At 66.6% G+C, this 22522-nt stretch carries 15 protein-coding genes; 6 read left to right on the forward strand and 9 right to left on the reverse strand.

The annotated features are described in order from the left end of the window. Nucleotides 1-4: 4 nt before the first annotated feature. Nucleotides 5-892, reverse strand: a complete 888-nt coding sequence (locus tag K5Q19_RS01925; RefSeq protein ID WP_292940459.1) for a fumarylacetoacetate hydrolase family protein — start codon at nt 890-892, stop codon at nt 5-7. Between the two features lie 129 nt (nt 893-1021). Here K5Q19_RS01925 and K5Q19_RS01930 point away from each other — a divergent pair, with 129 nt between their 5' ends. Next, a complete protein-coding gene (locus tag K5Q19_RS01930; RefSeq protein WP_292940462.1) occupies nt 1022-1825 on the forward strand; it encodes an acetoacetate decarboxylase family protein in 804 nt (267 codons plus the stop codon). A gap of 115 nt (nt 1826-1940) precedes the next feature. On the opposite strand, the gene K5Q19_RS01935 is transcribed toward K5Q19_RS01930, so the two are convergent. Further along, nucleotides 1941-3212: an amidohydrolase family protein gene (locus K5Q19_RS01935; RefSeq protein ID WP_292940465.1), complete on the reverse strand. Its 1272-nt coding sequence runs from the start codon at nt 3210-3212 to the stop codon at nt 1941-1943. Nucleotides 3213-3560: 348 nt separating this feature from the next. Here K5Q19_RS01935 and K5Q19_RS01940 point away from each other — a divergent pair, with 348 nt between their 5' ends. After that, nucleotides 3561-4430: a hypothetical protein gene (locus tag K5Q19_RS01940; protein WP_292940467.1), complete on the forward strand. Its 870-nt coding sequence runs from the start codon at nt 3561-3563 to the stop codon at nt 4428-4430. Between the two features lie 23 nt (nt 4431-4453). Next, nucleotides 4454-4825, forward strand: coding sequence for a hypothetical protein (locus tag K5Q19_RS01945; RefSeq protein WP_292940469.1), 372 nt, complete (start codon nt 4454-4456; stop codon nt 4823-4825). A gap of 30 nt (nt 4826-4855) precedes the next feature. On the opposite strand, the gene K5Q19_RS01950 is transcribed toward K5Q19_RS01945, so the two are convergent. From K5Q19_RS01950 to K5Q19_RS01960, 3 genes are read right to left on the reverse strand one after another with little or no spacing between them, the layout of a single operon-like run. Continuing rightward, entirely contained in the window at nt 4856-6301 is a 1446-nt protein-coding gene (locus tag K5Q19_RS01950) for a TolC family protein (protein WP_292940470.1), read from the reverse strand. Nucleotide 6302: 1 nt separating this feature from the next. Beyond that, nucleotides 6303-7409, reverse strand: a complete 1107-nt coding sequence (locus tag K5Q19_RS01955; protein WP_365758074.1) for an HlyD family efflux transporter periplasmic adaptor subunit — start codon at nt 7407-7409, stop codon at nt 6303-6305. Next, complete coding sequence (locus tag K5Q19_RS01960; RefSeq protein WP_292940473.1) at nt 7393-9090, reverse strand: ABC transporter ATP-binding protein; 1698 nt, start codon at nt 9088-9090, stop codon at nt 7393-7395. The genes K5Q19_RS01955 and K5Q19_RS01960 overlap by 17 nt, the downstream gene beginning before the upstream one ends. 116 nt (nt 9091-9206) lie before the next feature. Here K5Q19_RS01960 and K5Q19_RS01965 point away from each other — a divergent pair, with 116 nt between their 5' ends. Next, entirely contained in the window at nt 9207-10118 is a 912-nt protein-coding gene (locus K5Q19_RS01965; protein ID WP_292940476.1) for a hydrogen peroxide-inducible genes activator, read from the forward strand. Nucleotides 10119-10247: 129 nt separating this feature from the next. Here K5Q19_RS01965 and K5Q19_RS01970 read toward each other — a convergent pair whose 3' ends face one another. From K5Q19_RS01970 to K5Q19_RS01980, 3 genes are read right to left on the reverse strand one after another with little or no spacing between them, the layout of a single operon-like run. Continuing rightward, nucleotides 10248-11654: a TolC family protein gene (locus K5Q19_RS01970; protein ID WP_292940480.1), complete on the reverse strand. Its 1407-nt coding sequence runs from the start codon at nt 11652-11654 to the stop codon at nt 10248-10250. After that, nucleotides 11651-14830 carry a multidrug efflux RND transporter permease subunit gene (locus tag K5Q19_RS01975; RefSeq protein WP_292940483.1) on the reverse strand — a complete coding sequence of 1060 codons (3180 nt, stop codon included), beginning with the start codon at nt 14828-14830 and terminating at the stop codon, nt 11651-11653. Before K5Q19_RS01975 ends, K5Q19_RS01970 begins: the two co-directional genes overlap by 4 nt. After that, a complete protein-coding gene (locus K5Q19_RS01980; RefSeq protein ID WP_292940486.1) occupies nt 14830-15894 on the reverse strand; it encodes an efflux RND transporter periplasmic adaptor subunit in 1065 nt (354 codons plus the stop codon). The genes K5Q19_RS01975 and K5Q19_RS01980 overlap by 1 nt, the downstream gene beginning before the upstream one ends. A 316-nt stretch (nt 15895-16210) precedes the next feature. Here K5Q19_RS01980 and K5Q19_RS01985 point away from each other — a divergent pair, with 316 nt between their 5' ends. Both K5Q19_RS01985 and K5Q19_RS01990 read left to right on the forward strand, forming a co-directional pair. After that, on the forward strand, nt 16211-16723 hold the full coding sequence (locus K5Q19_RS01985; protein WP_292940489.1) for a (2Fe-2S)-binding protein: 513 nt from the start codon (nt 16211-16213) through the stop codon (nt 16721-16723). Between the two features lie 17 nt (nt 16724-16740). After that, the gene (locus K5Q19_RS01990) at nt 16741-18930 is read left to right on the forward strand and encodes a molybdopterin cofactor-binding domain-containing protein (protein WP_292940492.1); all 2190 of its coding nucleotides are present in this window, start codon (nt 16741-16743) and stop codon (nt 18928-18930) included. Nucleotides 18931-19097: 167 nt separating this feature from the next. Here K5Q19_RS01990 and K5Q19_RS01995 read toward each other — a convergent pair whose 3' ends face one another. Continuing rightward, nucleotides 19098-22484 (reverse strand): LamG-like jellyroll fold domain-containing protein, encoded by a 3387-nt coding sequence (locus K5Q19_RS01995; protein WP_292940495.1) that lies wholly within the window; start codon nt 22482-22484, stop codon nt 19098-19100. Nucleotides 22485-22522 lie beyond the last annotated feature (38 nt).

A 22522-nucleotide genomic window follows, 5' to 3' on the forward strand; every position in this document is an offset into this window, starting at 1 on the left:
AAGCTCACTTGGTCTCGAGCGCGGACTCATAGAAGGCTGCGCCCTGGCCGCCAGCCGCCCGCTTGCCGCGAAACTCCCAGTCGCCGCCCATCGCGGTCGAGATGACTTCCTCGGATTCGGTCGGCTGCGCGCCGCAATCGTCGCGGATCGGGGTGGGGCCGTGGACCACGGTGTTGGTGAGCTTGCCGAGGCCTTCGACTTCGACTTCCACCACATCACCCGGCTGCACCGGGCGGCTGTTTGCGGGGGTGCCGGATAGGAGGACATCGCCCGGCTCCAGCGTGATCGTGCGGGCAATATCGGCGACGAGGTAGTGCATGTCCCACTCCATCTCGCTGGTGTTGCCGTCCTGCCTGACTTCGCCGTTGACCAGGGTGCGGATCTGCTTGTTCCGGAAATCCCAGCCGGTCACGAGGCCGGGGCCGATCGGGCAGAGCGTATCCGAGCCCTTGACACGCAGCATCGAGCCGGCGTCGGTATCGCGGAAATCGTGGAGGCCATAGTCGTTGGCGACCGAGTAGCCGAGGATGTAGTCCGCCGCTTCCTCGGGCGAAATGTTGCGGCAGGAGCGGCCGATGACGATGGCGATCTCGCCTTCGTAGTTGAGGTACTTGCAGCGCTCGGGCCGGACGACGGCGCCCTTGTGGGTGTTGAGCGCGGTGATCGGCTTGTGGAAATAGGTCGGTGCGGGCGGAAGCTTGGTGATGAACTCCTTGACGCGGCTGACGTAGTTGAGGTGCACGCAGATGATCTTGCTGGGGTTGCACGGCGCGAGGTGCACCGCTTCGTCGACGCCAATGCTGCGGCCGTCCTTGGTGACGAGCTCGTCGCCGTGGCGGGTGGTTAGGATGGGGTAGCCATCGAGCAGGATGCGGCGGTATTCGGTGGTCATCGCAGAAGCCCTCGTTTCCATTTGCGTTACCCCTTAGCCAAGGCCGACGCCACTGGCATTGGCCGCTGCGGCCAAGCTTGGCAGGAGAAGGGCGCTAGAAGCACAGCGAGACATCCAGACGAGGTAATGATGAGCAACCTGAAGGGCCTGTTCTACCCGCGCACGCCGAGCGGCAAGGCGAGCATCGTGCCGCCGGTGCCGTGGCACTATTCGGGCGAGCTCATCACGCTGGAATACCGCACCGACCCCGCCAAGATCGCGGCGCTGCTGCCAGAAGGTTTCACGCTGGCCGAGGAAGACCCCGGCGCTGTCGCGGCAATCTGGGCGGACTGGCAATCGACTTCGGACGATCCGTTGCAGATCCTCGATCCGGTGCGGGTGCAGTACAAGGAAATGTTCATCGTCGTGCGCTGCCAGTTTCAGGGCAAGACCTGGTCGCGCTGCGTCTACATCTGGGTGGACAAGGAATTCGCGATGCTGCGGGGGCAGCATCAGGGCTATCCGAAGAAGCTGGGTTCGATCCAGATGAGCCGCCCGGTCTATGTCGGCAAGGCGGGCCCGCGCCTGCAGCCGGGCGGGACGTTTGGGGTGACGCTCGCGGCGTTCGACCGGCGGCTTGCCGAAGGGCGCTTCACGATTACCGAGACGGCGGAGAAGCCCGGCTTCGTCAATGGGCTGCCGATGGTGCACAATCGCTGGATGCCGGCAATCGAGACCGATGGCACGCAGAGCCTCGACGAAGTGGTGACGATGTCGAGCTATGATGTGGACTTCGGGCGCTGCTTCAAGGGCGATTTCGACCTCACGTACTTCGACTCGCCGGTCGAGGAGCTGCTGGATATCGCGCCGCAGGAGAAGATTGCCGGGTACTGGCACGAAGTCGGCGTCTCGTGGCGCGCAGGGACGACTTTGGCGCGGAATAATCTGGTCTGAAGACTACCCCCGTGTCATTCCCGCGAAGGCGGGAATCCAGTGGGGCTAGCGCAGCGTTTACCGCTCTGGATTCCCGCCTTCGCGGGAATGACGAGGGGGGGTGGGCAAGGCGTAACTAACGAACCACCGCGCCGCCTTTCATGACGAGCTTGATGCGGGTGAGCGCTGACAAGTCGCGGGTCGGGTCGCCCTCGACGGCGATCAGGTCTGCAAGGAGGCCCGTCTTCACCGCGCCGCGATCGGTGAGGCGGAACGCCTGCGCATTGCCCGACGTGGCGGCGATGAGGACAGCGGCGGGCGTCATGCCTTCGGCGGCCATCGCGCGCATTTCGCTGGCGTTGTCGCCGTGGGCGAAGACGCCGACATCGCCGCCCATGCAGATCGGCACACCGGCGGCGAGCGCGGCGCGGAAGGCGGTGCGGCCCTCCCAGACACCGGCGGGCGGATGCTCCGGGTCGGTCCAGCCGCGATAGCGCGCGATGGCCTCGCCAGCGGCGAGCGTGGGGCAGAAGGCGATGCGCTTGGCCGCCATCGCCTTGAACACGGCGGGCGTGCCTTCATCGCCATGTTCGATGGTATCAACCCCGGCGGCAATGGCGCGGCGCATGCCCTCGGCAGTCACGGCATGGACCGCGACGGTGCGCCCGGCATCGTGGGCGGCGGCGGTGGCGGCGGTCAGCTCGGCTTCGGAAAAGGTCGGCAGGCTCGGCTCGCCCGGGCGGTAGTGGTAATCCGCGTAGAGCTTCACGACATCGGCGCCCGCCGCGATCTGGTTCCTCACCGCGCGGACCACGCCTTCGACGCCGCTGGCTTCCTCGGCGCCTTGCGGGACGGCGACGCCGGGTTCGAAGCCCTTGGGACCATAGGCGCCCTGCGCGACGATGGCGCGGGTGGCGACGAGGAGGCGGGGGCCGGGGGTGAGCCCGCTGTCGATCGCCTTCTTGAGGCCGACATCGGCATAGCCTGCGCCTTCGGTGCCAAGGTCACGCTCGGTGGTGAAGCCCGCGCGCAGGGTGGTCTCGGCCGCCTTGGCCGCGCGGATCGTGCGCAGTGCAAGCGGCTCGTGGAGGACCTGATCATCCCACGGCGTCTCGTTGTAGGGATGGAGGAACAAGTGGCCGTGGCCCTCGATCATGCCGGGCATGAGAGTCTGGCCGGGCAGGTCGATGGTCTGGGTGCCGGGGGGCACGGACAGGTTCGGGCCGACTGCGGCGATCCGCTCGCCCTCCACCAGCACCTGCCAGCCGGGATGGGGCGCGGGATCGGTGCCATCGAAGACCTGCGCCGGGCGGAGCAGGGTGCGCTGCGGTTCGGCGTTTGCTGCGAAAGGCAGGGCAAGCACGAGCGCGAGCAGCAGCTTGGAGACCGGGGCGATCAGAACCTTCATGCGCAGCGCGCTCCGTCTGAATTCAGGTCAGGTTGACACGGTTGACACAGTCCTGAGCGAAATCGCGCAAGGCCCCTGAAGGCCCGTGTGCCTGCGGGGCATTGGGCCTTGCGGGGCGCGCATCTGCGGGGATTTCCGATCATCGGGCGAGTGTATCCCAGTGCGGACAAGTAGGACAGAGGCGGCGGAGAAAACCGCGCCGGCCTCATGCAGCATCGCGTTAACCACGGCGGCACGCAATGGTTTACACGGTTGTTATCGGGCAAGTCCGTAGGCTAACGATCGGGCAGATGGCCGCGCACTGCCGGGGGCGGCAGCGCGAGCCGGGGCTCAGGGGGGGAGAATTGCATGATGAAGCGTATGGCCGTTCTGGCATTGGTCGCGGCGGCGCCCGCAGCGATGGCGCAAACCACTCCCCCGCCGGCCTCGGCCAGCGCTGCACCGGCGGTGCCGACCGCCATCGTCTTTTCGGAAAAGGGCGCCAACGGGATGAGCGATCTGCCGATGGGCGTCCACCGCATCCCCGACAGCAATGTGGTTGTCTCCGGCTATCAGGGCGGCGGCGGAATCGGGATGCTGTTCGGCGTCGTCGGCATGCTGGTGCAGAGTTCGGTGAATACCGGGGTCGGCACAGACAAGGTCCGCACGGTCGAGGATGACTTGCGCTTCGACGTCCGCGCCAAGGCGATCGAGATGACCAATACGATCATGGCGGGCGATGCGTTCCGTTCGGCCTACACGCTCACGCCGCAGCCGGGCGGGAGCACGATGACGGTGACGCCCTATGTCGTGCTCACCTTCGTCAAGAAGACCGAGGACTTGCGCCCCTATGTCGTGCTGAAGACGAAGGTCGCGACCGGGACCGATTCCGGCAAGACGATCAAGTATTTCTGCTGCGAAGGAAAGGCCCTGCCGCTGGCCAGCCTGACCGAGAACAACGGGGCCAGGCTGAAGGAATTGCTGACCTCCGAGCTCGATACCGCGATCAACGTGATGCTGCGCGATCGTTCGCAGCCGTTTCTGCGGAATGACGAGGCCAAGATCGAAACCTTCGGCATGGTGCCTTTTGTCGGCAAGCCGCTGAAATGGAGGGGCTTCGATCTGGGCCAGTACAAGGATTACAATCTGGTCGAGTTTCGCGGCGGGATGATCGTGTTCTCGGGCGTGAATATCGTCGAGCCGGGGTCGCTTGAGATCAAGCCCGTTGTCAAGAAATGACGGCGCGGGGAGGGCAGCCGGTTATGCGGTCATGGCTGATCGTGGCCACCGTGCTGGCTGCCGGAACTGGCACCGCGAGGGCCGAGCCAGCCGAACCGGTGGCCGCACCGCTGAAATGCGATATCGGCCCCGTCCACCGTACCTTCGGCGGGACCAACTGGATCGTCTACAGCTGCGCCGACCAGACTTCGATGGCCATCGTATCGGACAAGGGCAATCCCGCTGCGCCGTTCGTCTTCGTCCTCAAGTCGGAAGACGGGGCCTATGCGATCTCGGGCGAAGGCAATGGCGATAGAAATGCCAGCGACGCCGCGGGTGACGCGCTCGAGACGATGAGCCCGGCGGAATTTGCCGCGCTGCTCGCCGCAACCAAGGCTGCTGCTACCAAGTCCTGATGCGCGGGCCCAGGGGGGTAGCCCTTCGCCTTAGGGCAGAGGCCCGTCCGGCAGGCCCAGCGCGGCGCGGTCCGCGGTTGCGCCGGCAAGGTCGACACCGGCCAAGGCCGCGCGGGCCTGAGCATCGAGCAGGCGGACGCGGGCGTCGGTAGCGGCTTCCTCGCGCATGTTGAGCAGGAAGAAGTCGCTCGCGCCAAGGTCGAAGCGGCGGCGTTCGGCGGCGGCAAGGTCGTCGGCGAGGGCGGCTTCGTCGGCGGCGAGGCGGGCGGTCTTGGCCGCGCCATCAACCGCGATGGCGATGCCCTTGACCTCGACCGCGATCTGTTCGCGCACGAGCTGCTGCCGGGTGCGCAGACCATCGATCTCGGCGCGGGCCTCGGCGATCTTGCCCTTGGCGGCGCGGCGCTGGAGCGGCACGGTGAGGCGGATGCCGACGATGGCTTCCTCGCCGTCGCGCGATTTGCCGCCGGCGCCGGTCCCGCCGATATCGTAGGACAGCTCGCCGCGCACATCGAGGCGGGGCTTCAGTTCGTTTTCGGCGAGCGCGAGCTTGAGTTCGGACTGGGCGAGGCGGGCGCTGATGGTCTGGACGTCGGGCCGGTCCATCGGCGTGCCCGGGCGGGTCGGCCGGAAGCCGGGGAGGCTGGCAGGCAGGCGTTCGGGGCCAGGGACAAGGCGTTCGCCATTCTCGTCGCGGTAGAAGAACGAAAGCGCGTTGGCGGCGGCGCCGAACTCCTGCTCGGAGCGGACAACGAGCGCGCGGCGGCGGACGATGTTGGTATCGGCCTCGGTGAGGAGGATCGCGGGGCGCGCGCCGAGCTGGACCTGCCGGGCGATGCCCTCGCGGCGCTGTTCGGCAAGATCGAGCAGGGCCTGATAGGCCTTGAGGCGCAGACCCGCAGCGACCCAGTTCTGGTAGTTCGCGGCGGCGCGTGCCTGCACGCCGATGGCGACCATCTCGCGCTCCAATCGCGCGGCATCGATATCGCGCGCGGCCATGGCAATGCGGCCACGGCGCTCGTCGATCGCCTTGTCGCGCAGGAGAGCGAAAAGGCCGCCGATCTTCAGCTCGCCAAGGCGGTCGGTATAGGCCTTGTCCTCGTAGATCGGGAAAGTGCCGCTGCTGACGCGGTAGCCGCCATAGATCGAGCCGCCATTGCCGGTGAGCGGGCGGGTGGCCTTGCTTTCGAGGTAGCTGCCCGAATAGTAGCCGAGCACGCGGCTGCCGACATCGACATCGAACACGGTGTCGAACGCGCCTTCGGCGGAGAGCGCGCGGCCCTCTGCCTGGCGGACGCGGGCCATCGCCTCGACGATCTGGGGCGCCTGCGCTGCCGAGCTGGCGAGGATTTCGCCCAGCGTCAGCGGACCGGCAGCCGGGCTGGCCGCTGGCGCCGGATCGGCCGGTGCCGCAGCGGCCAGCGGCCATGCGCAGCCGAGCGCGAGCGCGGTGAGGACAGGTCGGATCAGCCTCATGTCACTTCGGCTTGCCGGCCTTGCGCACGGTGGCATCGTCGTCCTTCGAGACGCCACCCGTATCATCGTCCTTGGCGTTCTTGCCGCTGATCGACGCCTTGATATCCTTGCTGAATTCCAGCGGGAAATCGTTGAGCTGGCGCCAGAGTTCGTAGCCGACCTTGACGGTTTCCATCTGGATCCAGCCGCGCACCTTGGCGCCGAGCTTGGTGAAGCGCAGGTCCGGCCAGGGGCGCTTGCCCGGCGCGGGATCGACGAGGACGCGGAAGAGGCCGCCCGAGCCGGAGGTGGGATCGACCGCACGAACGCGGCCATCGAAGATGCCCTGCGCCACGGAGGGCCAGCCGCTGAACTGGATCGCCGGCCAGCCTTCGAATTCGAGGCGGACCTGCTGGCCGGGGCGGACAAGCGCGATATCGCGGCCATCGATATAGAGCGCGACGGCGCGTTCCGCCGTTTCGGGCGCGATGGAGGCCAGCACGGAACCGGGCGAGACGACGCCGCCGCTGAGGCCGGCGTTGACGGTCTGGACGCGGCCGGCCCGCGGCGCGCGCACGACCTGCGACGACTGGCGGGCCAGCTGCACATCGATGCGCTGGAGCTTGGCGCGCGATTCGGCGAGCTTTGCACCGCCCTCGGCGACCTTGATCTGCGCGAGTTCGTAGTCGCGCCGGGCGATCAGGCCGTCGCGCAGCAGCGAGGAGGCGCGGTTGACGTCGAGCATCGCGGTTGCGCGCGACTGGGTCACGGCGGCGATTTCCGCCTGGATCTGCGCGCGTTCGGCGGCGAGGCGGGTGAGGTAATCGGGATCGAGATCGACCACGCGGGCGATCGGTTGGCCAGCGACGACCTGCTCACCGTCCTTGACGTACCACTCGGTGATCCGCCCCGAAACGAGCGAGGAGACATCCGCCGCGCGGTCGTCCGGATTGAGCGCGACGACGAGACCATCGCCGTTGGCCGTCTGCACCCAGGGCACGAACGCCATGACCAGCGCGGCGGCGGTGATTGCCAGCGCGACCATCCACGCGGTGATGACCACCACGCGCGGCGCCTTCATGCTCGCGAGCGTGGGGAAATTCTCGATGTGCTCAAGACGATACGGCACGTGCAGCCTCCCGATCCTTTACATGGGCCTGCAGTTCGGCGGCGGAGGCAAAGCGGATCTGTTCCTGCTTGCCCAGCCAGAGCCAGCCATCGAGCGCGAAGGAACCGGGCCGGGCGGTGCACATGAGCACGGTGGTGCCGGCAGCCTTGAGCCGTTCGAGCACGCCGAACAGCTGCGCCGGCGGCATGACATCGAACACGGGCGCGAGCACGAGCATCTTGGGGCAGGCAAGCAGCGCGTTGGCGAGCTTCAGTTCCATGACTTCGCCCACGGTCAGCGGCCAGCCCGAGGAGGCAAGCGGGGTATCTAGCCCTTCGGGCAGGCTGGCGATGCGCTCGCTGAGGCCGACGGCCTCGACCGCATCGAGGATGCTTTCCGCCGTTGCATCGGAAATCGCGAGATTGAGGTACTCGCGGATGGTGACTTCGACGATCGTCGGGCGATCAAGCACGATGATCTCGGAGCGCAGCAGGTACATGTTGAGCCCGCCGAGATCCGAACCGCCCACGGTGACAAGGCCGTGCTCGGGCGCGACGTGGCGCTTCAGCAGCATCGAAAGGGTGCGCTCCACACCCGGTTCGGGCACTGTCACGAGGCGTTCGCCGGCAGTGAGCGAGAAGTTGAGGTGCGTTTCGCCAAGCTTGACGTCGCGCAGCGAAATGGCGCCATCGCGCGGGCCCTGGGTGCTGGGCATCGGCAGCTTTTCCTGGGCGATGCCATAGAGCAGCGAGAGTTCCTCGCAGCTCGCGACGAGATCGTAGAAGGAATCGAGGTACCAGCCGAGCTGGCTGACACCATAGAACACCCCGGAAAGGATAAGTTCTGCGCCGACGAGCTGGCCGATGGTAAGCTCGCCCGCAAGGATCAGATTGCCGCCGAGCGCGAGAAGCGCCGCCGACGCGGTGGCGTAGAGCGTGAAGAACGCCAGCGTCTGCGCGAAGCTGTAGCGGAAATAGCCCTTGTGCTTGGCGATGTAGTTCGCGGTCATCGCCTCGGAACGGCTCATCGCGAAGCCGACATGGCGGCTCGACTTGTAGAAGCCGTTGGAACTGCCGACGCTTTCAAGCCAGCGCGCGGTATCGTGCTTGGCATGGCTCAAGGCAACCGCGCTGGTCATCGAACCGCGCGACCAGAGCAGCCAGATCACGAGGAGTGCAAGCAGCAGCACCACGTTGAACGCGAGGAAAAACGGGTGGTAGAAGCTGGTGACGACGAGGCCGACCGCAGACTGCAGCACGATGGTGAAACCGCCGATGAGGAGGCTCGGCACCGCTTTCTGCACGACGGTAAGGTCGAAGAAGCGGTTGAACAGGTCCGCCCGCCGCGCATCGCCGAAGAACGGATCGCGCGCGTGAACCGCGCGTATCGTGATCTCGGCCACGATGCGGGCGAAGAGGCGGCGCTCGAACAGGTTCATTACATAGACCCGGAGCGCCGAGAGCATTGCCACGACGAAAAGCAGTGTGAAGAGAAGGCCCGCCAGCGTCCATAGCTGGGCGGGCAGCGCAGTATAGGCGACGCTGTTGATAAGCAGCTGGACGGAAATGGGGGTGGCGAGTGACAGCAGCCCGATGGCTATGCCGTACACCGCTGCCAGGCGCAGATAGCCGGCGTCCGGGCCGATGATCTCGGCCAGCCAGCGTATTGCATCGCGCAGTTCGACCCGCGTTGGTGCAGCCATGAAATTCCCTGAGAGCTCTGATGTCCGAAACCGGTATGGTCCCTCTAGGACATTGTGCAGCGCAGCGCCAATTACAACTCTTGTCTGACGGCTATAGGCTGTGATTATATCCTCGGATGCCAACGATCCGCCAGCTGCAATACCTCGTCACGTTAGCTGACACGGGATCCTTTGCCGAGGCGGCGCGGATCAGCCATGTCTCGCAGCCTGCACTCAGCCAGCAGGTCAAGGCGCTGGAAGAGCGGCTGGGCGTGCGGCTGCTGGAGCGTTCGACCACGGGGGCGATTCTCACCCCGATCGGGCGGAGCATCGTTTCCAAGGCGCGGGGCATTCTGGGCGAAGTGCGCGGCATCGAGGAACTGGCGCGCAGTGCCGCAACGGGCCTTACGGGCACGCTGCGAATGGGGACGACCCCGACGCTGGGGCCCTATCTGCTTTCACCGATCATCGCCGATCTGCACCGGGCGGCACCGGGCCTCAGGCTCTATGTGCGCGAAGGCATTCCCGACGAGCAGGCGCTGCAAGTCTCGCGCGGGGAGCTTGACGTCATGCTCGGGCCGCTGCCGATCCGGGGCGATGACCTCGAGATCGAGCCTTTGTTCCGTGAACCACTCGATCTGGTGGCAGCGGTGGACAGTCCCTTTGCGCAAGGGCCGGTGGCGCCCGGAGCGCTGGCGGGGCAGGTGCTGCTCTCGCTCGATACGCGGCACCACCTGCACCGCGAGACGCAGCTGATTGCCGAAGCGTACGGCATGGCGCTGAGCCCGGATTACGAGGGCACGAGTCTTGACAGCCTGCACATGATGGCGGCCTCGGGTCTAGGCCTCACCGTGTTGCCGCGGCTCTATCTGCAAAGCGATGTGGGCGGGCTTTCCGGGCTGAACGTTGTCGATGTCGAGGGTTGGAAGGCGCACCGCTCGGTTGCGCTGGCGTGGCGGCGGGGAACGAGCATGGAAGCGGCGTTTCGCGTGATCGCCGAACACGTGCAGCGCTCGGCACGGCGGATGCTGGAGCGGGAGTTGGGCTGAGCTTCTTGCCGGCGGGCGCTTGTGCGTGGGGCTCTGGATTCCCGCCTTCGCGGGAATGACGAAGCTTCCTCCACCGTCCCTCGTCACCCCCGCGTAGGGCGGGGGTCCAGAGCGGTTGGCCGCGGCGCTCTAGGGCTTTGCCGCTTCCCAGCCCCCACCGAGCGCCTTGAACACGCTGATTTGCGCATCGGCGCGGTCAGCCTCCGCTTGGGCAAGCGCGGCGCGGGTCTGGGCGCGCTGGCGTTCGGCATCAAGCAGCTGGAGGAAGCTGTCTGCCCCGAAATCGAAGCGGGTGCGCGAGAGGCGGGCGGCGTCGGTGCTGGCGCTCATCGCGCGGCGCAGAGCGGCTTCGCGTTCAGCAGCACCTCCGGCGCGGGCGAGGGACTGCTCGGCTTCCTTGAGCGCATTCAGCACGGCGCCATCGAAGCGGGCGAGCGAGCCTTCCGCCACGGCCTTGCTCTCGCGGATGCGGGCCCGGGCCGCGCCGCTGAACGGGAAGTTCCACTTGATGAGCGGCCCGACCGAATAGCCCACCGACTGTGCCGAGCCGAGATTGCTGAACTGCGTAGCGCCGAGCGAGGTGCTGCCGAGCAGCGAGATCTTGGGATAGAGTTCCGCGGTCGCGACGCCGATCCGCGCCGTATCGGCGGCAAGCGCGCGTTCAGCCTGGCGCACATCGGGGCGGCGGGCCAGCAGCGCCTGACCATCGCCGACAGGGAGCGGCTCGCCGGCCATCGGAACGCTGCGGCATCTGGCTGCCGCACTGTCGAGGATCGCGGCAGGAGCATCGCCCGTCAGCACGGCCAGGGCATAAAGCGCGGAGCGGCGTTCGGCCTCGAACACGGGAATCTGCGCGCGGGCCTGTTCGACAAGGACGGTTGCCTGATCGACTTCGGCCTGCGTGCCGCGTCCGGCAGCCAGGCGGCGCTGGGTGAGATCAAGCGTCTTTGCCTGCAGTTCCGCGGTTTCGCGCGCGACATCGGCCTGTTCGCCAAAGCCGCAGGCCGAGGCATAGGCACGCGCGGTTTCAGCGGCGACCGAGACGCGGGCGGCATCGACGGCAGCCTGTGCGGAGGCGGCATCGGCGCGCGCGGCTTCGATGGAACGGCTGACGCCGCCGAACAGATCGATCTCATAGGAGGCGTCGAACCCGACCGAGAAGAAGTCGTTGGTAACCGTGCGGCTCAGAGCCGGGATGACCTGCTGGCTGCTGGTGAACTGCGCGCTCACGTTCGAAGTGGGCAGGCGCGCGGCACCCGCTTCGGACAGCACGGCGCGCGCGCGCTGCAGGTTGGCGGCAGCGACGCGCAGATCGGTGTTTTTGGCCAGCGCTTGCGTGACGAGCCGTTCGAGCTCCGGATCCTTGAACAGCTGCCACCACCTCTCCGGCAGTGGCGAGGGCACAACCGCGCCGTTCTCCAGCGCTTCGGTCAGGCGCACCTGTTCGGGCGGCAAGGCGGCGGGGCGCTTGTAATCGGGACCCACGGCGCAAGCGGAGAGGATCAGCGCGGGAAGGAGGGCGGCGAGACGCTTCATGCCTCGCTCTCCGCCGCCGGGACGGCCTTTGGCTTGCGGCGGAGCCAGTGGCCGACGCGTTCGCCGAGATTGCGACTGATGATGTAGAACGAAGGCGTGAAAAGGAGACCGAAGCAGGTCACCCCGATCATCCCGAAGAACACCGCGATGCCCAGTGCCTGCCGCATCTCCGCGCCCGGACCCGTGGCGATGACGAGCGGCAGGGTGCCGAGGATGAAGGCGATCGAGGTCATCAGGATCGGCCGCAGGCGCTGGTGCGCGGCGCGTTCGGCGGCGGCGCGCGGCTCGAGCCCTTCATCCTCGCCCTGCCGCGCGAACTCGACGATGAGGATGGCGTTCTTGGCGGCAAGGCCGATCAGCACGACAAGGCCGATCTGCGTCAGGATGTTGTTGTCGCGGCCCATCAGATCGACACCGACGATGGCGGCGAGCAGGCACATCGGCACGATCAGGATCACCGCCAAGGGCAGGACGAGGCTTTCGTACTGGGCGGCCAGGAGTAGGAACACGAAGATCACTGCAAGGCCGAAGACGAGGCTGCCGGTGTTGCCGGCCTGCTGCTGCTGGAAGGCAAGTTCGGTCCACTCATAGGTGAACCCGGCCGGCAGATTGGCCTTGGCGAGCCTGTCCATGGTGACAAGCGACTGGCCGGACGAGAAGCCGCGGGTGGTATCGCCCTGCAGCTCTGCGGCCGGATAGAGATTGAAGCGCACGACGCGGTAGGGGCCGCTGTCGTTCTTGAGCGTCATCACTGCGGCGAGCGGGACCATCGTGCCCGAGGCCGAGCGGGTCTTCAGGCGAAGGATGTCGCCGATATCGTCGCGGTAGGGCGCATCCGCCTCTGCCGTCACGCGGAAGGTGCGGCCAAGGAAGTTGAAGTCGTTGACATAGGTGCTGCCGAGATAGGTCCCGAGCGTGGAGAACACGCGCTCCACCGGCACGCCGATCTGCTCCGCCCGCTCGCGGTCGATGTCTGCCTTGAGGCGCGGCGTCTTGGTATTGAAGGTGGTGAAGACCGAGTTCAGGCCGGGTTCCTGATTGGCGGCCATCATCATCTTGAACGCGGTGCCTTCAAGCGCGGCATAGCCCGCACCCGAGCGGTCCTCGATCATCATCTTGAAACCGCCGCCAGTGCCGATGCCGCGAACGGGCGGGGGCGGGACGATCAGCACGTTGCCAGCGGTGATCGCGGCTTCGGCCTTGCGAAGCTCCATCGCGACCTGGTCGGATGAGGCGGTGCGGTTATCGAAATCCTTGAGCGTGATGAAGATCGCGCCTGCGTTCGGCGCGGTGGTGAAAGTCGCACCGTCGAAACCGGCGAAGGCGATGGTGGTCTTTACCGCCGGGTTCTGGCGGGCGATCGCGGCGGCCTGCTGGACAATCTCGTCGGTGCGCTGGAGCGAGGCGCCCGGCGGCAGCTGAACAACGCCGATCAGGTAGCTCTGGTCCTGCGCGGGGATGAAGCCGGTGGGGGTTTCATAGAAGCGCCATCCGGCAACCGCGAGGAGCAGGACATAGGCCACGCCGATCATGCCCAGCGAGCGCACGAGGCGCGCGGTGAGGCGGCCGTAGCGCTCCGACAGGCGCTCGAAACCGGCGTTGAAACCACGGGTCAAGCGCACCGGCACACCGCGCCAGCCGGCTGGCGGTGCGGTTTCGGCATGGCTCCTGGGCTTGAGGATCAGCGCGGCGAGTGCGGGCGAGAGCGTGAGCGAAACGAAGGCGGAAATCGCGGTGGCACTGACGATGGTGAGCGCGAACTGCTTGTAGAACGCGCCGGAAATGCCCGGGATGAAGGCCGTGGGGATGAACACCCCGCACAGCACCAGTGCGATGGCGATGAGCGCGCCGGAGACCTCGTCCATCGTCTTGTGCGCGGCCTCGCGCGGGGAAAGGCCCTCTTCCATCAGGCGCTCGATGTTTTCGACCACCACGATGGCGTCGTCCACGACGATGCCGATGGCGAGCACGAGGCCGAACAGCGAGAGATTGTTGAGGCTGAAACCGAAGGCCGCCATCGCCGCGAAGCTGCCGACAAGGCTGACCGGGATCGCGATGATCGGGATGATCGAGGCGCGCCAGCTTTGCAGGAACACCAGCACGACCAGCGCGACGAGCACGATCGCCTCGAGCAGGGTTTCCTGCACCGCTTCGATCGAGGCGCGGATGTATTCGGTGGGGTGGAACGGCACCGAATAGATCAGCCCGGGCGGGAAGGTCTTGGAGAGCGCCTCCATTTCTGCATCGACCGCCGCCGCCGTTTTCAGCGCGTTCGAGCCGGGAAGCTGCGAGACGCCGATGCCGATCGAGGGATACGTGTCGCGATAGGCGTTGGTGCCGTAGTCCTGCGCGCCGAGTTCGATGCGGGCGATATCGCGCAGGCGGGTGAGACGGCCTTCCTCGTCGCGCTTGATGATGATCTGGCCGAACTCGTCCGGCGAGGTCAGACGTCCCTGGGTCTGGATACCGAGCTGGAACGCGGTGCCGCCCTGGTTGAACGGCGGCTGGCCGACCGAGCCCGCCGCGACTTGCGCGTTCTGCGCGCGGATCGCCGACGTGATCTCGTCGACCGTGAGGTTGCGGCTGGCGGCGGCATCGGGATCGATCCACACACGCATGTTGTAATCGCGCGCGCCGATGATGCGCACGCCGCCGACACCGGGAATGCGGCTCAGCCGGTCGAGCACCTGCAAGGTCGCATAGTTGGCGACATACTGGTGCGACAGCGACTTGTCCGGCGAGTAGAGGTTGATGACCATGAGCAGGTCAGGTGAGTTCTTGCGCACCGTGACGCCGATCTGGCGCACTTCCTCGGGCAGGCGCGGCTCTGCGGTGGCGACGCGGTTCTGCACCAGCACCTGCGCCTGATCGACGTTGGTGCCGGCCTTGAAGGTGACGGTGATCGAGACATTGCCGTCGCCCGTGGAGGACGACTGCATGTAGATCATGTTCTCGACGCCGTTGATCGATTCCTCGAGCGGGGCGGCGATGGTTTCGGCCAGCGTTTCCGCAGTCGCGCCCGGGTAGTTTGCCGAGACGACCACGGTGGGCGGGGCGATTTCCGGATACTGGCCGACGGGCAGCGAGGGATAGGCAATCGCCCCGATGATGACGATCAGGATCGACAGCACCGCCGCGAAGATCGGACGGTCGATGAAGAAATGCGGCAAGCGCATTACTGGGCCGTGGCTTCTGCCGCAGCGGGCGCCTTGATCGCGGTGGAAGCGGGCGAATCCGCAGCGGCGCGGGGCTTCAGCGGGATAACCTTGGCATCGACGGCCATGCCCGGCTGCAGCCGCGCAAGGCCATCGAGAATGACCTTCTCGGTCGGCGCGAGGCCGGTCTTGATCACGCGCAGGCCTTCGACGAGCGGGCCCGTCTCGACATTGCGCTGCAGGCTCTTGCCGTCCTTGTCGATCACGTAGACGAAGCGGCGGGTCTGGTCGGTGACGATGGCTTCATCGGGCACGAGCAGCGCGCTGTAGGTGCCCGAGCCGAGCAGGCGGGCACGGCCGAACATGCCGGGGACGAGGAAGCCGGTGGGATTGTCGACTTCGGCAAAGGCGCGGATCGTGCCGGAGTTGCGGTCGATCGCATTGTCGACGAATTTCATCAGGCCGTGCCAGCGGTAGCTGGTCTCGTCCGCCAGCTTGATGTCGACCGGATTGGGCGCATAGCGCGAGGACTCGCGCTCGCCGGTCTGCGCCTGGCGCACATATTTGAGGTAGAAGGTTTCCGCGCCCTCGAAGGCGAAGCGGATCGGATTGACGGTAACGACACGGGTCAGCACCGTCTGGCCAGCCGCTACGTAAGTGCCGATCGAAACGCGCTTGTCCGAGATCCGGCCGCTGATGGGCGAGCGGATCGTGGTGAAGGACAGATCGAGCGACTTTGCTTCGAAGTTGGCACGGGCGGCGCCGGCGGCGGCGACGGCGCTGCGCAGGTTCGCTTCCTTGGTCTCGAACTCCTCGCGGCTGATGGCCTGCGCATCGACGAGCTTTTGCGCGCGGGTGAGTTCGGTGCGGGCATTGGTGACAAGCGCCTGCGCCTTGACGAGATCGGCGCGGGCCTGCTGCGCGGCGGCGCGATAGGGGCGCGGATCGATGGTGAAGAGCACCTGGCCCTTCGCCACCTCTACGCCTTCGCGGAAATTCACGCTTTCGACGGTGCCGGAAATGCGCGGACGAATCTCCACATCCTGAACCGCCTCGAACCGGCCAACGTAGTCATCCCAGTCCACGACCTGACGCTTGAGCGGCAGTGCGGCGGAGACATGCGGCTTTGGCGGCGGTGGAGGCTTTGAAGGGGAGCAAGCGGCCAGTGCCGCAGTTGCGAAGAGGGGGATCAGGATGATTCGGCGCACTTAACCTAAGTATGGGTATGGCGGTTATAGCGCAACTGTTGCTGCGGTGCAGCGACGCGGCCCAAAGGAAATGGCGTAATTACGGTTCACTTGGGCAAGACCAGTCTTGCCAGTGGCGCAGCGGAAAATCCGTTGCTAAAAGGGACCGATTGCGACAGGCAGACGATGCGTCGCTGCAAGGGGAGTGTAAAGCGTGGCTATCGAGGCAAAGGTTAACGGAAAGCCGGTCAGCTTTGCGGTCGAGCCGGATACGCCCTTGCTCTGGGCGATTCGTGAGGAGCTGGGGATGACCGGCACCAAGTTCGGCTGCGGGATCGCCGCCTGCGGTGCGTGCAGCGTGCATATCGACGGCGAGGTTACGCGCTCGTGCAGCGTGCCGGTGAGCGATGTGGCCGGCAAGTCAATCACCACGATCGAGGGACTCGGCGGTCCGGACGGGACCCTGACAGCCTTGCAGCAGGCGTGGATCGCGCATCAGGTGCCGCAGTGCGGCTATTGCCAGTCGGGCCAGATCATGGCAGCGGCGGCGTTGCTGGCCAAGACACCCAAGCCCACCGATGCCGATATCGACGCGGCGATGACCAATATCTGCCGCTGCGGGACCTATCCCCGCATCCGCGCGGCGATCCACGATGTGGCCGGCACGGCTGCCGCGCCCGCCGCAGCTCCCGCTGCGCCCGCCACCACCCCCGCCAACCCGGCCTGAGGAGCAAGCACATGGGCATGATCCGCAGAACATTCCTGATTGGCGGCGCGGCACTGGTCGGCGGCGGCATCTTCGCGGTCCAGTATGGCGACAGCTCGGCCAAGTCGCAGGCGGCCAAGCTGACCGATGGCAAGGGCGGACACAATTTCGGCACCTGGCTGCGCATCGGCGAGGATGACACTGTCACCATCTATTCGCCGCACACCGATATCGGGCAGGGTTCCAACACCGGCCTTGCGCAGATGCTGGCCGAAGAGCTGGATGCCGACTGGAGCAAGCTTTCGGTCGTCTCGGCACCGGCGGAATCGGCTTTTGCCAATGTGGTGCTGGGCAAGGGCTTCCTTTCCGAGATGAGCGGCTATCCCGGCATTATCGGCGCGATGCCGATGTCGCTGCTGGGCATGGTCGCGCGGCAGCTCAACCTGCAGATCACCGGCGGCTCCTCGGCGCTGCGCTTTACCGGGCAGCAGGGGCTTCGTGTGCTGGGCGCGGGTACGCGTCAGGCGCTGATCGAGACGGCGGCGGGGCGCATGGGCGTGCCGGCGGGCGAGCTTACGACTTCGGACGGCAAGGTGGTCCATGCCAAGAGCGGCAAGTCGCTGCGCTATGGCGAACTGGCGGCCGAGGCGGCAACGCGCAGCCTCTCGACCAAAGTCGCGCTGAAAGACCCCAAGGACTTCAAGCATATGGGGAAGTCAGTTCCCCGCTTCGACATTCCCGCCAAGGTCAACGGCACTGCGCAATACGGCATGGATGTGATCAAGCCCGGCATGCGCGTGGCGACCGTGATCGCGGCGCCGGTGCGCGGCGGCAAGCTCGAGTCTGTCGATCCCAAGCCCGCGCTGGCGATTACCGGTGTCGAGAAGGTGATCAACCTTGAAAGCGCCGTCGTTGTGGTCGCCAAGGGCTATTGGCAGGCGCTGAAGGGCGCGCGCGCGCTGGCGCCGAAGTTTACGGATGGCGGGCATGGCCTGATGACCACGGCGACGATCTTTGCTGAGCAGGACAAGCTGCGCAGCGAAGGCAAGCCGGACAAGACCGTGGGCGAAGGCGATGTCGATGCCGCGCTCAAGGCTGGCGGCGTGAAGTTGCTCGACGCCGACTACAGGATGCCCTTCCTCCACCACGCGATGATGGAACCCTTTGCGCTGACCGCGCACTACAAGGACGGGCACCTCGACGTGTGGGGCGGCATGCAGGACCCGCTTGGCGCCAAGGCGGCCGCGGCAACGGCGGCGGGGCTCTCCGCCGACAAGGTGACGTTCCATCCCATGCTGATCGGCGGCAGCTTCGGCCGCCGCCTGCCCATGTACATGGAGATCGTCGATCAGGTGGCGCGGGTGGCCATGCAGGTGCCCTATCCGGTCAAGCTGATCTGGTCGCGCGAGGAGGAAGTCTCGCAGGGTGCATACCGTCCGCAAAGCTCGGCCAAGTTGACCGCGGCGCTGGGGCCGGACGGCAAGATCACCGCGTGGCGCAACGATTTCGCGCAGCCGGAAGATGGCCTGCGCGAAGTGCCGTTCTTCTATGATGTGCCCGCCGTGGCGCGGCGGCACTTTAAGCAGGTTTCCAACCAGACGGTGGGCGCGTGGCGCTCGGTCAATGCGACGCAGCATGGTTTCACGACCGAAAGCTTCATGGACGAGCTTGCCCATCTGGCCGGGGCCGATCCGGTGGAGTTCCGCCTCAAGCACCTCAAGCCCGGGCGGCACCGCACGGTGCTGGAGCAAGTGGCGAAGCGCAGCGGCTGGGGCTCGCCGCTCGAGCCGGGCCGCGCGCGCGGCGTGGCGGTAGTGGAATGCTTCAACACCATCGTTGGACAGGTGATCGAGGCTTCGCTCGCCGAGGACGGCACGCCTAAGGTCCACAAGGCTTGGGCGGTGGTCGATTGCGGCACGGTGGTGAACCCGACCGCAGCCGAAGGGCAGATCCTTGGCGGACTCGTCATGGGGCTTTCCTCCGGCATCGGCGAGGCGATCACGCTCGACAAAGGCGCGGTGCAGCAGAGCAACTTCAGCGATTATGAAGTGCTGAAGCTGGCGAATGCGCCGACGGTCGATGTGCATTTCATCAACAGCGGCGCGGAAATGGGCGGGATCGGCGAGCCGGGCCTGCCGCCCGCGACGCCGGCACTGGCGAATGCGCTGTTCGCGCTGACGGGCAAGCGGGTGCGCAACCTGCCGATCAGGGATCAGGCGAAGGCTTGAGAGGCGGCGCGGATTGAAGCGGGACCCCGAGTCAAGCAGGGGTGACGGCGTCCTATAACCTCCGTCGTCATTCCCGCGTAGGCGGGAATCCAGAGCCGAAAGCGCTGCGTTAGCCGCTCTGGATTCCCGCCTTCGCGGGAACGACGAGGGTGGGGTGAGGTCGGCCTTTACGGTGCGACTTTCACCCTGTTTTCCGGCGTGTTCCAGCCGCGGATTGCAATGCTGGCGGGCTTGGCGCTGGCGGGGACGCGGACTGTCACCATGCGAGTCTCACCCGGCATCAGCGTGATGTAGTTGTCCTCGAAATAGGCGGGCAGTACGCGTGCACCGGCCTTGTCGAGCACGGTGAGCTTGATCGCCAGTGCCGGGGTCTTGCCGGTATTGGTGAGCGTGAGGGCAAGCGGACGATCGGCGCCTTGCGGTGCGCCTGAAACGGCCTTCAGGCTGATCGTGGCGGCGGGCATGGCATTCAGCGCGCGGTAGGCGGATGGATCGCGGCCGCGCCAGTAGAGGTTGCGGCTGAGGATGGCGCCTCTCGCATCCACCAGATCGAGCGCGACGAGGACCATGCCGCCCTTGCCGACCAGCGGGGCAAGATCGACTGTCCCAGCCGGAGTTGCGGCGTTGGCGGACGCCGCGAGCGATTGCTCCTTCTGCAGCAGGATCCTGCCCGCAAGATCGGTGACGCGCACCTTTGCGGTGAGGCCCGGCAGATCGCCACGCGTGGTGTTGATCACCATCAGCGCATTGTCCGGCAGGTTGAGCTGGATGTGCACCGGTTCCGCCCCGGCACGTGCGCCGTAGTAGGCGGCGTGGGTGTCCAAGTCCGAGCTGTAGAGCTGCCATGCGTTGGAGGGCCACGAGGGGTGCGTCATCCAGAACAGGCGACCAGAGTTCTTGGTCCACAAGTGACCGACGAAACCCTCCATCATCGCCTTGTGCGTTTCGAGGTTCATCAGCTGCGCCTTGCGCTCGAAATCGGCGAGGCTGGTCGCGGGGCCGAACATCTGGGCCAGCGTATCCATGAAGGTGCGCGTGTCGCCGTTTCCGCTGAAGTGCCAGTCGTGATAGGCCATCGTATCGCCCAGCGGCCAGCGGTCGGCGGCGGGCACGCTGGCCTCGATCGCTTCGCGCGTGGCGAGGGAGGGCGTGCCGGTCTCGACCGAGAAGCCCGAGGCGAGATCGGTGAAATAGCCTTCCGGTGGCCGGTAGTTGTAGGGGCCGGACCCTTGCAGGTTCACGACGTTGGAGGAGCCGGTGTACCAGCGCGTGCCATCGAACTTCGTGACCAGCGCATCGAGGCCTTCGTTGAGCGCGGGGTAGGGCACGCCTTCGTTTCGGCCGAACCAGACCACAATCGAGGGGTGATTGCGGTAGCGCGCGATAGTGTCTGCCGCGTTGGCGAGGAAGAGCTGTGGGTCCTCGGGCTCGATCTGGAAATCCTGTGTCGATTGCCAGAAATCATTGAGGATCATCATGCCGTTCTCGTCGGCAAGGTCGTAGAACGCGGGCTCGGTGTTGTTGCCCATCCAGTTGCGGATGACGTTCATGTGGGCTTCGCGCTCGAGGCGGAAATACGGTTCCAGTTCGGCGCGGCCGAAGCGCTTCATCGCATCGTCCATGCCCCAGCTGCCGCCGCGCGCGGCGATGCGCACGCCGTTGACGCGTAGGGTGAGGTGAGGGAGCTGGGTGGATGGCGGGACGGGGCGGACGGCGGGGGACCTTTCGCCCGCTGGCGTCAGGCTTTGGGCCCAGCCGAGCGGGGTCTGCTTGATGGCCTGATGGCGCACGTCGATCAGCGGCAGTTCGCCGGGCTTTGCATCGGTGGGATCGACTTCGACGCGGTTGAGGCGGCCTGCGTGGTCGAACAGCGAAAGTTCGTAGCTGACCTCGCGGATGCCGAAGCGCAAGGCGCGGGTGTCGGATGGCTGGCCATATGCGGCGGCGGATAGGGTGAGCGTGTAGAGCGCTGGGTCGCCATAGCCATTGGGCCACCAAAGGCGCGGATTTGTGATGTGGAGCGCGGGGTCGGTCTGCGGTGAGAAGCTGACAGCGGTTTCGCCGGGGGCGGCGGTGACGGTGCGGGTGAGGGTTGTCTCGCCGATTTTCGCGGTGACCGTGAGCGGGACGGGCGCAGCGCCGGGGTTGATGAGCGGAACGGTGATCGTGATGTCCGCGCTGTCGGTTCGGGGGAGGGGCAGGTCGGTCACGACATGCGGATCGCCGAGACGGACGGGGCCGGTCGCTTCGAGCGCCACGCCTTGCCACAGGCCGGTGTTGCGATCGCGGATGCCGGGGATCCAGTCCCAGCCCTCGGTGGCGACGAAGGTGGGGCCATCGATGGCGAGCTGGCCGCCGTTTTCGCCGACGCCGCCCTTGACCGATTGTTCGTGCGGGATGCCGGGGTGCGGCGGGGGGCTGACTTTGACCGCAACCACATTCTCCCCGGCCTGCGGCGTGAAGGGGAAGCGGCCGCGCGCGAAAGCGCCTTTCGTGGTGCCGGCGCGGGTGCCGTTGATCCAGACCTCGGCGGCATAGTTGATCCCGTCGAAACGCAGGGCGAGGGCCTTGCCGGTGGCTTCGGCGGGGACGGTGAATGTGGCGCGGTACCAGTAGTCCTGCCGGGCAAGGCTCTCGGGGATCGCGAGGTTGTTGAGGCCGTAGTACGGGTCCGGATAGACGCCGCGGTCGACCATCGTGGCGAGGACGGTGCCGGGAACGCGGGCGGCGAGCCATTTGGTAGTGTCCACGCTGGGGCGGGATAGCGCGGCGCCATCAGGTCCGGCGAGATCGGGCGCGGGGATCAGCTTCCAGCCGTTCACTTGCCACTGGCCGGGGGCGGTGGGGGCTAGCGCGGGCTGAGGTGCGACCGGGACGGCGCGCGGGGTGCTCGGCGTTGTGTTGCTGTGGGGAAGCAGCCAGGCGTCCTGCTGTTCGGTGAGGCCGATATTGGCTTTGCGCTGGAACGGCCAGCCGACGCCGACTTCGCGGAATTGGACTGCCGCGAAGTCCGGTCGCGCGGCGAAGAGCGCGGCGGGATCGCGGACGGTGTCGTCCAGCGTGGCGGCGGCGAGGGAACCGGCGAAGTGGGGTTTGCCGGGGAGCGGCGGGGCTATGGCAATGCGGGGTTCGGTTGGCGGGATAGTGGCTGCTTGTTGGGCGGCGAGCTTGCCGTCGATGAAGAGCCGCGCCGTCTTGCCGTCGAACGTGGCGGCGAGGTGGGTCCAGCGTTCGGCGGTGAGGGGTGTGGCGGCGGCGAGCAGGCTTTGGCCGATACGGAGCGCGGGGTGGCCATCGCTGAGGACGAGAGCGCGGCCTTGCTGGATCAGCGTGACTTCGCCGGGCTGGATGCGGTCCGGCTTGACCCATGCCGAGAGGGTGAAGGGGGCGTTGGCGGCAGCAGCGGGCACTTCGCGTTCGATGCCGAGGCCGCCTTCGAGGATGCGGACGTTGTAGGGCCCGCCGTTATCCGGCACCTCGGCCAGCAGCGGTGCGGCGGTAAGGGCGCTGGCGGCAAGGAGGAGCGGCGCCAGACGGCGTTGGAATCCGGGCATTTTTCTTCTCTCTCCCCGCATCCGGGTCCAAATTGCCC

This window comes from Novosphingobium sp., assembly GCF_019748365.1.
In the GTDB taxonomy this organism is placed as follows: Bacteria; Pseudomonadota; Alphaproteobacteria; order Sphingomonadales; family Sphingomonadaceae; genus Novosphingobium.